Source organism: Alicyclobacillus mali NBRC 102425 (assembly GCF_001570745.1).
Classification (GTDB): domain Bacteria; phylum Bacillota; class Bacilli; order Alicyclobacillales; family Alicyclobacillaceae; genus Alicyclobacillus; species Alicyclobacillus mali.
In genome coordinates, this window is sequence record NZ_BCSG01000052.1 from 1 (window position 1) to 15660 (window position 15660).

Genomic DNA, 15660 nt, shown 5'->3' on the forward strand with positions numbered 1-15660 from the left:
TCAACTCCACAAACGTAGATTCCCATATTGACAGAATTCATAAACTGACGATACCCTAGCTACAAAGAGGTAGGTATCTCCAATCATTCTAATCACGACGGAAACAACAGCTTTCAGGAATGACCACCATGAGGGAGGAATGTGTTCAATGTTTATCCTGCCGGAGCCGAACCAGCACCCAATCGAGAATGTGCCCGTCCATGCCGAGGGAGACGCGCCGCGCATGGCCGAGATTGCACGCCGGATTACCGCATTTGTGCCTGTGTACTGTCAGGGGAATCGGACGCTCGTCTTGTTGTCCGATGGCCGCATGTTCTACGAACCCCACCGCGCGCAATGGGTGCGGGAAAGCCTGCTCCGGCACTTTGCCATCTCGCAGCGGGACCTGCGCAGAGCCTGCGAGGAAGACCTGAATCGGAGTCTTTTCGCTCCCGTCGTCATCGCGGCAGAAGGGCTCGCATATGCTCAACTTCGGGTGCGAACGCCTATCGGGCGAAACGATGGTTCACAGGGGTTCTTCCGCATCGATGCCATTCAAGGCATCCGCGCCATCAATCCGGAGGAGACCGCGGTGCGGATGGCCGACGGCATAGAGTTCATGGTGCAAATGCCTAGGCCGCGGGTGGTGGAGCGCATCTTAGCCGCGCGATCCGCCCTGATCCTTCAGCTCGCACGGGGCGTCGCGTATCCGCGCTTCTGAGGCTGTCATTCTGGCACGTTTTCGCGGAGCCACACGTTGCGGACAAGTTCGCCGGCATCCGTTACGCCTACATAGGCGGGCGGGGACACTCGGCATGTCGCCTGCCCGGACGTCGCATCCGTCACAAGCGCGACGGTGCGCGGCACATCTGTTTCGCGCACCACGAGGCGAAAACGCACGGCTTCTGTGAATTCCGCGTCGTACAGTCGGAGACCTGTCTGTTCGAGCAGATGCATGAGTTTGCCGTAGTGCTCGTACGCGCAGCTGACGAGGATGTCGCACATCTGAGCGCACAGAAGCTTGGGGGCCTCCTCCAGGACAGCTGCTGCGGCCTCGGTATAGGCACGGACCAAACCGCTCGCGCCAAGCAGGATGCCGCCGAAGTAGCGCGTCACGACCACCAACACGTTGGTGAGGCCTTTGCGGCGAATGACCTCAAGCACAGGTCGGCCAGCGGTGCCACTCGGTTCGCCATCGTCCGAAAACCGCTCGCTCGGCACCTGAATACCTATCCGATACGCGTATACATGGTGCCGAGCGTCCGGGTGGTCTTCTCGAACCCCGTCCAACGCGGTGAACGCCTCCGCCTCGCTCCGAATAGGGAAGGCTGAGGCGATAAATCTGGACTTCTTCTCGATGGTCTCGGCTGTCCAAGCATACGCCAGAGTTACAAAAGACATCATCAACGTACCCCCTGACTACGACATGAGCAATGGAGATCATCCTAACAAATTGACTTAAGGAGGCACAATTGGGTAGAAACCGTTCAAGGAATTTGAAAAATGACGGGCGAATTCAATTGTGGACCCTCACAAATAAAGACCACGAGTCGAAGGATGTAGATAGTCTCGGTATAGAGCCCTGCATGCGTAACCGGGTGTGCTTCAAAGCTGAAAATATGCCGAGAACTATGCCTTTCTTCCTCACGAGACCTTTACTTGCAAGGGTAGAAAGCGTATAATGCAGCATTGAGGCTACTGTATTAGGATACATAACTTGTTAGAGTGGCTTACGTTGTCGAGAACAACCCTCGTGTTGTCGAATCCTGGCGGCTAAAGCCAGAAGAGGGAAGGCTGCAGGTAGCCACTGAAGGGAGGGATGCCTCCCTGCGTGCCGGATACAAGAGAATTCAAACGTGATCAGGTTGGTGTGTAAACGGCTGTTTGAAGCTCTTGGAAGATCGCCGGGCGCGGGGGCAGTGACGAATGGCCAATGCGGGGTGACCTTCGTCACCGAACTTCAGGCTGTTGATTCTACAGGAGTCATAAGGAGGAGAAGGGGACTTGAAACGCACACTGAGTGGCATTGCTTCAGCTGCGATTGTCCTGGGTGCGATTAGCCCAATGACGTTTGCGGCAACGTCCAGCTCCAGTGGTCTCACACCGGCTGGTCAGTTGCCCATCGTGGTCAATGGCCAGGTCCTGTCGAACCCCTATGAGATGGTGGGGTACGATTCGGGCAACAAGACGGGATTCTTCCCGATCTATTACTTCAGCCAGGCGCTCGCGAAGATTGGGATCCAGGCGACTTGGAATGGCGTAACCCACACGTGGGCGCTGACGGATTCGAACGTGAATGCAGCGAATGTCCAAGTCGCGGGCGGTATTGGTACGGGCAACACGACCGTGACGGTGAACGGTACGGTCGTCAAGAAATTCAATACACAGGTCGCACGCGATCCGGCGGCTGGGCCCAAGGGACCCATCACGACCTACCTGCCGATTTACTACATTAACAACATCTTGAAGGCGTTGAACGTCAACGGCACCTTCAGCGGTCAGGCTGGGCTCAACATCCAGACCCAAACGACGGTGAACACCTCCACGGAGACGCTGTCGCCGATCCAGGTCTCCGGGCAGACGGTCGGTACCGGAGCGGATAACGCCCCGGCTGTGGCTGCGGTGGGCAATGCCATTACCTTCTCCACGACGGTGACCGATGGAGATGGGAATCCGGTGCCGAATCAGGTTGTGGAGTTCTTGGTCTCCACGACGGATAACCTGACGGTGACCGATGCGAGCGGGAACACGCTGAACTATGCGAAGCTGTCTGCGCCGATCGTGATCGGCAATAAGACGTATGATGATTACTATCAGGTGACGACCAACAGCCAGGGCGTCGCCACCATGAAGGTGACGTCGAGCGCAAGCACGACGACGGAGCCTCTGTACGTCATTGCGCAGCTTCCGATTCAGTCGAATGGTCAGTACATCCGCTCGTCGGCGGTCACGGCGCAGTGGGGCCTGCCTGGCACGTTGGTTCTGGCGCCGCTGTGGGGCAACCAGTCGAATCCGGATAACCTGACGTTCTCATCATCGCAAGATCCGACGAAGGGTCTCATTGCGATGGTTGCCACCATGCTGCCTGGGAGTGGCCAGAGCGCGTCCTCGGTGGCGGGTCAGGCTGTGAAATTCTATGTCTCCGCTGCGAACGTTGCGACGATTGGGAATCCGACAATCAACATTACGGATTCGCAGGGCAACGTGCTGAGCGGTGGCGTGGTCCAAGTGGGCGCGAACGGCCAATTTGGCACGCAGACCATCTACACGACCACCACGAACAGCCAGGGTCAGGCGATCATGTACCTGAATGCGAACGTCCCGACCCAGAACGGCACGCCGCTCACGGGTGCTGTGGCCATGGCGCAAGTGAGCGCGCAATTGGTCAATGGCGGCTCCAGCCAGGGCAACAGCTATCTGCAGTGGTCGTTCCAAGACCAACCTGCGAAGATTGCGAACGTCTCGCCTGCGAATGTGCTGAACTCGCCTGCGTTGACGGACCAAAACCGCGAGAATCCGACGTCGGGATCCAACCTGACCATTACGGGTACGGCGGAGGATGCCGCGGGCAACCCCGTGCCGAACGCGCAGTTGGTCATTGTGGACGCGCCGATTGGCAGCGGACAGATTGGCGCCGATGGCACGGACAGCTACGTGGTGAACGGGCAGAAGTACAAGTTCAGCGGCTCGTCGTTTGACCTTGTGACGACGGACGCAAACGGAAACTTCTCGTTCACGGTGTCCGATACGGTCAATGCGCAGGAGCAGCAGCAGGTGGATGACTACTACATCTACTATGCGCCGCCGACCTCGGGCGTGGTGGAAGGTCAGCAGCTGCCTTCTGACCTGACGCTCTTGCCGGTGCTCGGTAGCTCGAACGGCGCGATGCAGGTCTCTTGGGAGCCTGGGCAGAGTGTGGGTGCGCTCGGATTGTCGAATCATGCCTTGCAGGCGAGCTACGCCGATGTCTCGCAGATTCCGAACAATCCTCAGGGTCTCGAGGAGACTGCAAGCTCGTCCGAAACGATGTACTTCGGTGCGTACACGGAGAGCGGCCAGGAGATTCTGCCTGCGCAGTTCCCGGATGATCAGCTGAGCTTCAACCTGAATGTACCGCAGGGCTTCACGATGAATTCGGCGTTCGGGTTCCAACTGGATCCGGCAGGTAGCGGTAATTCAACAGTTTACAACGCGATTGTGAAGCAGCTGCAAAGCAATTACAGCTACAAGACTGACGGTACCCAGACGTTTGACATCACCAACCTGTCCGTGTACGTCGACTACAAGACGAATCAGGTCTACGTCGACAGCGTGCAGGGGTACCTGTACTCGAACCTGCAGTCGGCGACGGGGACGCCGTTTACGATCACCTTTGGTCAGGGTGAGAACACCAGCGTGCCGGCGGCGCCGCTCAACACCAACTACACGGTGGCTGTCAACTCGTCGAACGATCCGAATTCGAGCATCAATATCAACGGTGGCACCGCAACGTTGAATATCAATGTTCAGGTGAACAATCCGGACGCCAATCCGGTGGGTCAAGGCGGTGCGTCGGCTTCGGCGAACATCCAGTTCCAGCCGGGTAGCGGCGTGAGCGCGCTGGGTGAGGCGACGACCATTGAAGGCATTGAAAACTATGGTCCGTTGATCAACACCAACAGCGGGACGCCGAACACGATCTCGTTGCAGGGCATTCCGTGGGGGAACAACCAGAGCCAGTACTTCCTGCAACCGTCGGGTGAGGTCACGTGGCTCGTGGCTCCGTTCAACAACTACGTCAACCTGGCGAGTATCCCGAACGGTGGCCTGAACTACACGATCGCGTCCGATGGAAAGAACCAGGACTCGATCAATTTCATCGATGGTCACGAGATCAGCAATTCGAAGTACAACTACTCGGCTCAGGTGGTCATTTCGAAGAGCGGTAAAACCACTGTCAATGGCCAGGTGATCTTTGACCCGTCGGCGTACGGCCTGCAGACGGTCGTGGCGTACACGCCGGATGGCAACTACATCTTGGGTCAAGATTCAAGCGGCAACTACGTGCTGTACGATACCCAGACGGGCAAGCAAGTGGCGGACTTTGGTCAAGTGCCGATGCCGGCAGACGCGCAAGGCGACCCGATGATCGAGGGTGGTCAGGTATCGACGACGAGCGGCGGTCCGGGGACATTGACACTCACGTGGATTTCGGGCAACGGTCAGTCGAAGGCTACTGGAACGGCTACCAATGCGACCGAGACCGTGAGCGACGAGTTGATCCCGATCCAAATCGTCGAGGTGGGAGCGTACGGCCGCTTCACAGGTACGTACACGTACACGGCAACAGAAAATGGCCAGACCGCAACGGCGCAGGTGACTTACACCAGCGCAAGCACGGGTTCGGTGCAGGCGGTGTACGCAACGCCACAAAACATTACAGGCTCGGCCGACCAGACGAATACTGTGACCTTAGAGGCGCAGGATGCGTTTGGAAACCCGGTGCCGAATGCGACGATTACAATCACGCCGCAGAATCTGCCGGGCGTGTGGATCACGGCGGTCAACGGCGTGGCATTGCAGCAGTCCGTGCCGCAAGGCAACACGTCGCAGACGGAGCCTACGCCGGTGCCGTTGTTCAATCCAGCCGACATCCTGCCGAGCGGTTGGCAGCTTGACTACAACTCGATCTCGGTGCCGGGTGCGTTGGCGGCGACGAACATTGGCAGCGGCCAGGTGCCGACGATTACGCTCACCACGAACAACAATGGCGAAGTGCAGCTGACGCTCGAGGATGGCGCGGTGACGTATGCGGCGGTGAACACCACGAACGGTACGGGTCAAAATGCGACGTACCAACTGATTACCGCACCGTCAGTCCAGGTGTCGGGTGGTGAGCTGAACGCGTACTCGGCTGGCGGCACCACGGCGATCGGCGAAGTGCCGATTACCTGGCAGGGTGGAGTTGACAATGTGGCGAAGGTGACGTTAGGGACCTTCTCCACGTCTAGTTCAACTTTGCCCTATGACTACTCGGGTACCGTGACGGTGACGGATCCGGATGGAAACCCGATTACCGGGCTAACGTATTCCAACTTCGCTGTCTCGGATAACAGCGGGGCAAGCGGTACAACGGTAAATTACACCGGCGTGGCGAGCAATAGCACTCCAAGCGCAGGCGACTTCACCGTGTCTGGTGGTTCGAATGGGGTGTACACGTTAAATGTGTATACATCGCAATCAATGACCAACGTGACGCTGACAGTGGCAGTGACCACGAATGGCGTTACGCAGACAGCGACCACTACTTATTGAGAGTTGTATGCATGAGCCGACAGCCCCTCGTTGGGCTGCCGGCTTTCTTTTTGCTCATCAGAACATCACTTGGAATTCCTTCAACTCGCCGTGCTCCACGTACAAGAACCGTCCCGGCTTGTCCGGCGGGAGTTTCTCCGCGCCTGGGACGCCGAGGATGGTCCTCGAGGCGATCTCGTCATCCACGCGCCCGCAGATGCGCCAAACCTGTTGGCGGATCTGGGAACCGAGGATTTCAGCTGTCGGATACTGCGCCGAGAGCAGAAGCGCAATGCCCGTCGCGCGCGAGGCCAAGGCGAACCGCTCGAGATACGCATGGGCGCGGGTACGCATCTCTTTCTCATCCTTGCCGCCTGTGCTCGACGTAAAAATCGAGAGCTCGTCCACGACGAGAAGGATCGGTTTCTCCTCGAGCAAGAAGCCGCGTTCCTGCGCTTCCCGAAGCGACGAGTAACCCGCTTCCTTGAGCTTGGTCAGACGCTCACGGTGGGTTGCCCAGAGCGCTTCGAGAAGCGGCAGCGCATCCTGCGGGAACTCCTTCATGGGCTCTGCGAGCATCGGAAGGAGTTCCAGATAGTCGACGCCGCCCTTGGGATCGACGAGGTAGACGAGCCAGCCGCCTTCGAGGGCCTGCGCCATGATCTGTCGAATAAGCGTCGACTTCCCGCTGCCGGTGCTTCCGGCGATCAGGAGATGCGGCCAAGTGGGAAGGTGCCAGAACACCTTCCCATCATGCCCATAGCCGAGGAGAAACGACATGCGAGCTACCGGATGCGCGTCCTCATCATCGCGATCGCGTTTGACCTTCGGTTTCGGAAGTCGGCGCGCGCCGGGTTCGCGACCTGCCGCTTTCACGACTTGATCCAGTGAACCGGAGGCGAGTACCAAATGTACGCGGTCGCGGCGCTTCGGGTCCTGCGTCACCGAGCGGAATCGCTCGACCCCAAAGGAAGCGCAGAAGGGATCGGCGATCTCGGGCTTCTGCCAGATCGAGACCGGGAGCCCGTGGACAATGAGCTCCACGTCGCCATTCGCGCGTTCTTTCACCCGCACGAGCGACGGGCGCTTGTAGCGCGGGTTGTCCCAAAGGTCCGCGCGCCGAAGCGCCTCCTCGAAGGAGAACGCGTCGACAATCAAGCGGTCTCGGTCGATCCAACCGGTCCAAGCGAGATACACCATGAACACGGCGGGAACGCCAAGGAACCACCCGAGCCATCGCCAGTGTTCTGGGCCATGGGGAACATGGATGTCCATCGGGAGGGCTTTGAGCCCATGCCACACCAGGATCGCCGCGGACACAACCGCAGCGGTGAAGAGCAGGGGGTGCCGACGCAGTTGTCGCCACGCCCAAGCCCCCAACTCACGAGCTTCGTTCCCATGCGGAGAAGGCGTCGTCGTGCTCATTCCAATCACCCTTTCATCATGAAGTGGTTTCAATTTCGGGGGGATTGCAGGGCAAATTCGCTTTCTGCAGGCTTGTCGTCGTCAGGCAGGCGTACCCCCAAACGCCCCGCCAGCTTGCGCATCTCTTTGTGTACCGACCACAGAAATTCCATGGACGACAGGTCCAAAGCTTCGGCGAGTTGAATCAGGTACGGTTCCGTCAAACACGCTTCCGGCGGGCAACGGGTGAGAAGCGCCCACTTGGCAAGCAGCGTGCGTTGTTGTCGTGCGAGGTTTTGCGCATCGAGCACCGGGGCGCGGAAGACGCGCGCAAAGGCGCTGGGCGCTTCACTCGCCGTTTCAATCACCCGTTGCCAGGTCTCATCCAACGGCCAGCGCGAGCGGTTCGTGTCGTCGGTGGGTTGCCGAAGCGACAGCCAAGACAACAGCCAATAGCGAAGCACCGTCGGAAATCGCGCCACGACCTCGTCCACGTCCATGTCGGCGTATGTGCGCGTGCCATCATGCATCTGGTGGAGCGCTTCTCGACGAATCTCGATCTCCACGCGCCAAACGGATCGCCCGACGTCCCAGCCATTGGCTTCCCATAAGCGGAAAAAGAACTTCGCTTTGGTGTCCTGCTGCGACAGCATGAGCTCTCGGTCTTTGTGGTAAATCCGAACGTGGACCGGGGTCTTGCCGAAGGAGAACCCGGTGAACCGTCGACACACCAGATGGGAGACCTCCGGGAGCTCCTGCATGTATTCGAGCCATTCTTCCTCGGTTTCGTAGAGATGGGTGATCCGTGTGCGCGACACAAACCGCGCCAAGTCTTCCGGGACAAACGTCCATTCGTCGCTGTCAATGGCCCAATCGAGTCGGCTCACGCGCGAACGCACGCGCCATTCGCCCTTCGAAGTGTAGAGGAGATGAGGCGCGTCGGCCACGTAGCGGAGAATGGAAGCAATGTGTTCCCACCAGAAGTCGAAGGGACGCGCCCACAAGGCGACGCTGCCGAAGTCGACCTCGATCGGCCACAGGTTCGACTTTGCCGGAGGCACGCGATCATACATCCGCCAGCGCAAGCCGAGACCTTCGTCCTCATCGATCCAGGTGCGAAAGGCAAGCCAATGTCCGGTTGTGGACGCAGGGTCATAGACAATTTGCGCGACTATTGTTCACATCAGAAAGAATCAGTGGCTCCCTTCGGAGGGGCGGATTGTTCTCACTTACTCACGCATGGTTATATTGCATAACAAGGCTTTATTCCCTCCTAATGTGTTCAGTTGACATGTTCTTCTGAGAAGCGATATGATTATGCGGGTGTCATGCTTGCTAAACAATTGGGCTGCGGAATCATTAAGCTTGGATACTGGCCGCGCGACGAACCGCAGCACAAGAGAGGTGACGAGTGGAGCGTATGAAACCAGCCGTGAAACGTTCGCTGCAACTGGGACTGGGCGTGGTCATCGTGGCTGCGATCGCAGGGGGAGGGTACTACTGGTACGAATCAAGTCAGTACTTGACCACCGATGACGCTTACGTGGATGGATTCCAGTATGTCATCGAAGCGCCTACGAGCGGGAAGGTGGTCAATTGGGAAGGGTATGTGGGCGCAACCCTGACGCCCGGTGCCGTCATCGGTGACATTGAAGAACAATCGGGGAATGCCATGTCGGATGTGCCTGTGGAGTCGCCGGGGAATGTCTCGATCGTTCAGCGTGATGTAGCGGATGGAGAACAGGTAGTAGCTGGAATGCCTATGGCGTACGCTTACGATCTACACAACCTATATGTCACTGCCAACGTAAAAGAGACCCTGATTCGCGAAGTCCACGTCGGTGAGAAAGTGAAAATCGACATTGACGCTTATCCTGGCCAAACCTTTGCAGGTATCGTGGAAAGAATCGGTCTTTCAACAGACAGCGCATTGTCGGAAATTCCATCGACCAGTGACAATGCGAACTTCACCAAAGTCACTCAAGTGATCCCAGTGACCATTGACTTTACTACATATCCTGTCGAACCCATCGTACCGGGGATGGATGTTACCGTGCACATTTTCAAGAACTCATGACGGGAGATGAAGGGATTGGATGCTGTGAGCTCGACCTCGACCCAACACCGGTCATCTCCATATCTTCAACTGTTCATTGTGCTCATGGGTACGTTCATGGCGGTACTCGACACGAGTGTCGTGAACGTGGCCATCCCGAAAATGGAAGTTGCACTCAACACCAATACGAGTGACATTCAATGGGTGCTGACCGGATACATGCTGGTCACCGGTGTCATTGTGCCAACCTCAGGTTGGCTCATTGATACGCTCGGCCCCAAGCGTCTTTTTCTCTTTGCGCTCGTGGTCTTCACAGGCGGTTCGGCTCTCTGTGGATTCGCGTGGAACTTGCCTTCGATCATTTTCTTTCGAATCCTCCAGGGCATTGGAGGTGGATTGCTTCAGCCAGTCGCACAGACGGTCATCTATCGTACCTTTCCACCCCAACGTATCGGGTCCATCATGGGTGTGTTTGGCATTACCATAATGGGCGCGCCTGCGTTCGGCCCCCTCATCAGTGGGTACTTCGTGGAGTATTCGTCGTGGCGCTGGATCTTCTTCGTCAACGTACCGATTGGGATTGTTGCGCTTCTCTTAGCGATTCCTTTCATGGACGATTTGCCGACCTCCTCATCCTTCAAACTCGATGTGTGGGGGGTTACGTTTTCTACCATTGGTTTCTTTAGTTTGCTTTATGGCTTCAACAATGTTCCAGATCACGGGTGGGGATCGACACAGGTTCGGGTGGCATTGATCATCGGAGTGTTGTCGCTACTCCTGTTCGTGATCACGGAGCTTCGGGCAGAACGGCCCTTGCTTCAACTGCGCTTGCTCAGGACGTACACGTACACTGTGAGTTTGATTGTGGTCTCGATTCTGAGCGTAGCGCTGTTCGTCGGTATCTTTCTCATGCCGCTCTACCTGCAGAATATTCGTGGGTACAGTGCGTTGCGGACAGGGCTCTTTGTGACGCCTGGCGCCTTGGTCAGCGCGCTCGTGATGCCAATCAGTGGTCGGTTGTTCGATAAGATTGGCGCACGACCGCTCGGGCTCCTTGGCATCGCTATTCTTGCCGTTTCAACCTATGCGTTCACGTTCTTAACCACAGACTCTACGGGTGCGCACATTCAGTTACTCTACATCGTGCGGAGCCTTGCCATGGGTATCGCTATGATGCCCATTATGACGGCTGGCACCACGGCGGTTGTGTCGAAAAATCCCGTATTGGCTGGGCAAGCGGCTGCGCTGACCAACACCATCCGAAATGTGGCTTCAGGACTTGGGACAGCCATCATGACCGTGTACATGACCAAACGCGAAACCATTCGCGAGGCGCAGCTCGCTTCTCAATATGATCCAGGCAGTCCGCGTGCTTTGCAGTTGTCACAGGCGACTGCCCACTACTTGGCGCAAGGAATGTCGCAAGCGCAAGCTCATGCGCAGGCGATGCTTCAAGTCAACGACAACTTGCAGGCCAATGCGTTTGTCCTCGGAATGAATGACACGTTCATGGTCTCAACGCTGCTTGCCATTGCCGCTTGGGTTGCGGTGCTTTTCATCTATCCGATTGGGCGTTCGCCGCAACGTCAATCGTCACACCAGCGGGTATCGCCCGCGATGGACTAAGCAAAGCACTTGAACAGTAAGGGGGTTTCCAATGATGAGCACTCAACCGCCAATTCGAGAAGACATCTCGAGTGGAAGAAGACCCAACGCGAAGGTCGTGGCTGGTGTGGCCGCTGCGGTTGTCGTGGTTCTCGGAACCACGATTGGTGTTCTCAGTGCACGTGCCTCGCAGGCGGCAACCATGTTGCCCACGAATGATCTGTACACTCTCCATCCAGCGAGCGCTTCGCCTACACTCGTGGCGCAAGGGACGATTGAAAGCAAAACCGAGGTGCAGGCGAGCTTCCAGGGGCCAGGCGGGCGTGTGTCGCAAATCGACGTCCAGGTTGGACAACACGTCAAGGCCGGGCAAATCCTTGCGCAACTGGACGACTCCAGTACCAAGCTCGCCGTGGACCAAGCTCAGGCTACCTACGAACAGGCGGTCGCCGCTGTCGCCGAAGCTCGAGCATCCATGGTTGAAGCAGGTGGTGGTTTGCTCACGGCGGAGGGGAATGTGGGACAGGCTAAGGCGGGTGTGAATGCGGCGCAAGCTGGCATCACGCAATCGCAAGCGGGTGTCAATGAAGCCGAAGGTCAATTGAACCAAGCCAAAGCTGGTCTCACCAAAGTGACCGAGGGCCCGACAGCGGCGGAAAAAGCAGTCGCAGAGCAAAATGTCCAGGCTGCCGAGGTTGCGGTGGAAAGTGCGCAAAAGGAATATGATGACGCACTTGCGGCGTACGATGATCGCACCGAGGCTTATCAGCAACTCGTCGCGGCGCAAAACGCGTACAATCAAGCTAAAGTTGCTCTCCAGACCGCCCAGCAAAACCAGCAAGCAAACGTTGCTGCTGCGCAGCAGGCGGAACAGACGGCCGAGCAGAATCTGCAGATTGCGCAGACTCAACTGAACAACGCGGAGCAGAAGGATGGCTCTATCACCGAACAACAGGTGCAGCAAGCCTACCAGAACTATCAAAATGCATTAGCGGATTATAACACATACCAACAACAATTTGGTACAGCCAATAACCCGTACGCACAGGAAGTCCAGACTTACGAAGCCATCTATCAGGGGCTTGAGCAGGGATACGAAGAGTTGCAAAGCGCGAAACAGACATACAGCGCGGCACAAGCTCAAGTAACCCAGGCTCAGTCTCAACTTCAAACGGCGCAAACGGCGGTCGCCAATGCCCAAGCGCAATACCAGGCCGCACAGAGTGCTCTTCAAGCGGCCGAGCAGGCATACAACGACCGGACGGCAGAGCAAACCGCGGTGGATCAGGCGCTTGCACAGTTGAATGCGGCGAAAGCGAATTTGGCGACAGCGAAAGCGCAGTATCAAGAAGTGGTGCAGCCGCCTGACCAAGGTTCGTTGCAATCGGCTCAAGCCGGGATTCAGACCGCCAATGCGGGTGTGCAAAACGCGCAGGCGGGTGTCCAGGCCGCCAATTCGAAGCTCCAAGCGGAGATTGCCGGGTTGCAATCAGCTCAAGGTGGATTCCAAGAAGCGTTAGGATCCCAAGACGCGGCGCAGGCTCAGTTGCAGGCGGCTTCGGCGCAGGAGCAAGCGGCCCAAGCGCAGTTGCAGCAGGCCGAGCTCAATGAGAGCTACATGACCCTTCGCGCGCCTGTCAGCGGCGTGATTGCGGCCAAGGACATCGAGGTCGGCGACACGGTGCAACCCGGGCAGACGGCGTTTGTCATCGACACCCAGGTGTATGAGGTGGTTTTCCCCGTCAATGTAAATCAATTGAGCGAAGTGCACGCAGGGCAGCAGGTCAGCATGACCGTTTCAGGGCTTTCGTCCACGCTTCAGGCCACAATCTTTCGTGTGGACCCCACGCCTATTCAAAACAACGGGGACAGCTACGAAGTGGAGGCCATTGTCAATCAGCCGCCCGCGAATCTGAAAAATGGCATGACTGGGCAAGTGACAGTCAATCTGGGACAGGTGAAATCCCAGTTTATCATTCCGAGCATTGCCATCCAGTCGTGGAATGGCGAAGAAGGCGTCTTCGTGTACGAACCGCATGCAAAAAGTTCGGCTCAAGCCGGATTGCCGCCACATGTCGCATTTGTCCCGGTTTCGTATACGCCTGTGAGCGGCTATCAGGACGTGGTGAGCGGGAACCTGCACTCTGGGGACCAGATCGTTCTTGGCGAAGGGGCATTCATCGTTGGGCGAAATGGGCAAGAAGATGAGAACTGAATCGGGGCAGATTCCGAAGTTTGATCGGGAGCATGAGGAGGGGGTCACCGAACCGCTCGCACGTACGCTGGCGGTGACTACGTATCTTCTCGTGCACTCCGCCTTTTTGCAGTCCTTTTGTTCGCTCACGCCAGGGCAATATGTGCTCATGGACCTGGTTCGGTGCAACATCGCGACGCGAACCATGGACCTTGCCGAGCATCTGGGCGTCACGCCGAGCGCCGTGACCATTATGCTGTCGCGGCTTGAGAAGAGAGGCTGGATCCAGCGGAGCGAAAGTAAGAGCGACCGGCGCGTTGTGCATGTTACCATCACTGAGGAAGGCCAAGCGGAAATGAGGCGCGTGGAGGGAGCGCTGACGTCCATTGTTCAACAATGTACACAAGATGCATCGGAGTACGCATCGTTGGAGCGTATCTTGAGGAGTGTACAAAAAACACTCGTGCTCCACTTACGTACTTCGTGTCCGGCTTCCGCCGCCTGGATACCGAAAGACGAAGGAGAGCTATAGAGGGAAGCGGTCTCGCGGCTCGTTCCGCTGAGGCCGCTTTTGTGTCATTTGATGCGAGTTCACTCATGTCCTCGTTTTACCATGCTCCACTACTATTAAAAATTGCTGCGCCAGTCCCGCTGAGGATGGGCCTGGATGTGACGTCGTCATCTACGCGTCCAAGCCAGCTGGCGGATTTGGGACTGAGAATGTCCGCTTTACAACCTTGGGAGGCAAAGTGGTGTGTGGTGATCCTTGCGTCCATTCAGGAAGTTGACAGATACGCACATATACCCCGGGAGCGTTTTATATCCCACTATATCGACGACGCCGATGCTGAAGGTGCCGGCGACAGAATGTTCATTGCTGGCCCCGGAATTTCAATATGCCTTCAATCCAATCGCCCTACATTATGTTTCGAGAGCCAGAGGAGCGGCGCATTTGCCGCATGCCGGTGAGACGGGTGTGGGGTGAAGTCGTAATGACCATCGAGCCTGATTTAAATCCAAAAGTTCGAGTCCATCCCAATGGAAGGTCACGGAGGAAGTGGATCTTGACTGGTGCCGCTGTCGTGGTCGTTTTGGGCGTCGGGATCCCTGTCGGGCTGAGCCTGACGAAGTCAGGAAGTACGGTGTATGCCGGCACCGAGTACACAGTGGGCTACCGTAACATTACAGAGACGGTGAGCACGTCCGGTACAGTCGCGTCGCCTTCGACGTACAATCTCGGTTTCCTGTTATCCAATGCCCCGGTCAGTGCCATCTATGTGAAAGTTGGACAGCGCGTGAAGGCTGGACAGGTGCTTGCCAAATTGGACGATTCATCGGAGCAAGTTCAGTTACAGCAGGCCGAAGCGGGTGTGACGGAAGCAAAAGCACAGTTGATGTCCGCAGAGGCGAAACTCGCTCAGGATAAGTCCGGGGCTACTCCACAAACGATTGCGCTCGATAAGAACGCCATAGCCGATGATGGAACCGCCGTCCAACAGGCAAAACAGGCGTATCAGCTGGCGCTGCAGGCGTATAACGATCGCTCCTCGCAAGAACAGGCCGTTCAACAGGCCGAACTAAACCTGACGGAGGCCAAACAACAAGAAACCGCCGCGTCCGACGCAGTACAGTTGGACGAGCAGCAAATTGCAGCCGATCAGGCTGCAATCAAAAATGCCGAACAGCAGTTGCAGAGCGATCAACAATCTGCGTCAAATTCACAGACGCTCGCCCAACAGGCACTCCAATCGGACGAAGACACACTCCAGGCTGATCAACAACAACTGCAACAAGATGAGCAACAGCTCCAGAAGGACGAGAATAACCTGCAGGTTGTGGAACAGGAGAATCCGAACGTCACACAACAGCAGGTAGAGCAGGCGTACCAGCAGTATCAGCAGGAACTGAGCTTTTACGACAGTTGGGCGCAGGGCGGTTATGCGGGATCGAATCCCTATCAAACTGCGGTCAATAACGCTCAACAGATTTACGACAATCTGAACAACGCGTATCAGTCCATACAAAGCGCGCAGAATCAAGTGACCCAAGATCAGGAGAAGGTGAATCAGGACGAGGATTCCATCCAACAGGTTCAACTCAACATCTCAAAGGATCAGGCAGAATTGCAGCAAACACAACTGAGCCTTTT

Annotated in this window: 9 protein-coding genes and 1 pseudogene; 7 read left to right on the plus strand and 3 right to left on the minus strand. The window is 56.9% G+C overall.

Annotation, left to right across the window (positions count from 1 at the left end; all coding sequences use genetic code 11):
• Positions 1-148 precede the first annotated feature (148 nt).
• Positions 149-700, plus strand: a complete 552-nt coding sequence (locus tag AMA01_RS12775) for a hypothetical protein (protein ID WP_067851564.1) — start codon at positions 149-151, stop codon at positions 698-700.
• A gap of 5 nt (positions 701-705) precedes the next feature.
• Here the strand turns inward: AMA01_RS12775 and AMA01_RS12780 are convergent, their stop codons facing one another.
• Positions 706-1383 carry an IMPACT family protein gene (locus tag AMA01_RS12780; protein WP_067851566.1) on the minus strand — a complete coding sequence of 226 codons (678 nt, stop codon included), beginning with the start codon at positions 1381-1383 and terminating at the stop codon, positions 706-708.
• A gap of 600 nt (positions 1384-1983) precedes the next feature.
• Between AMA01_RS12780 and AMA01_RS12785 the strand changes: the two genes are divergently transcribed.
• A complete protein-coding gene (locus AMA01_RS12785; RefSeq protein ID WP_067851568.1) occupies positions 1984-6273 on the plus strand; it encodes a beta strand repeat-containing protein in 4290 nt (1429 codons plus the stop codon).
• Positions 6274-6330: 57 nt separating this feature from the next.
• On the opposite strand, the gene AMA01_RS12790 is transcribed toward AMA01_RS12785, so the two are convergent.
• Both AMA01_RS12790 and AMA01_RS12795 read right to left on the minus strand, forming a co-directional pair.
• A complete protein-coding gene (locus AMA01_RS12790) occupies positions 6331-7677 on the minus strand; it encodes an FtsK/SpoIIIE domain-containing protein (RefSeq protein WP_231862957.1) in 1347 nt (448 codons plus the stop codon).
• A 29-nt stretch (positions 7678-7706) separates the two neighbouring features.
• Complete coding sequence (locus tag AMA01_RS12795) at positions 7707-8741, minus strand: hypothetical protein (RefSeq protein ID WP_156468457.1); 1035 nt, start codon at positions 8739-8741, stop codon at positions 7707-7709.
• Positions 8742-9076: 335 nt separating this feature from the next.
• Here AMA01_RS12795 and AMA01_RS12800 point away from each other — a divergent pair, with 335 nt between their 5' ends.
• The 5 genes and pseudogenes from AMA01_RS12800 to AMA01_RS12820 all read left to right on the plus strand — a co-directional run.
• A complete protein-coding gene (locus AMA01_RS12800) occupies positions 9077-9733 on the plus strand; it encodes an HlyD family secretion protein (protein WP_156468458.1) in 657 nt (218 codons plus the stop codon).
• 24 nt (positions 9734-9757) lie between these two features.
• Positions 9758-11338, plus strand: coding sequence for a DHA2 family efflux MFS transporter permease subunit (locus AMA01_RS12805; RefSeq protein WP_231862958.1), 1581 nt, complete (start codon positions 9758-9760; stop codon positions 11336-11338).
• A 34-nt stretch (positions 11339-11372) separates the two neighbouring features.
• Positions 11373-13532: an efflux RND transporter periplasmic adaptor subunit gene (locus AMA01_RS12810; protein ID WP_197459997.1), complete on the plus strand. Its 2160-nt coding sequence runs from the start codon at positions 11373-11375 to the stop codon at positions 13530-13532.
• Positions 13510-14043: a MarR family winged helix-turn-helix transcriptional regulator gene (locus tag AMA01_RS12815; protein ID WP_082744192.1), complete on the plus strand. Its 534-nt coding sequence runs from the start codon at positions 13510-13512 to the stop codon at positions 14041-14043. Before AMA01_RS12810 ends, AMA01_RS12815 begins: the two co-directional genes overlap by 23 nt.
• Before the next feature lie 532 nt (positions 14044-14575).
• Positions 14576-15660, plus strand: a pseudogene (locus AMA01_RS12820) (biotin/lipoyl-binding protein); the annotation flags it as partial.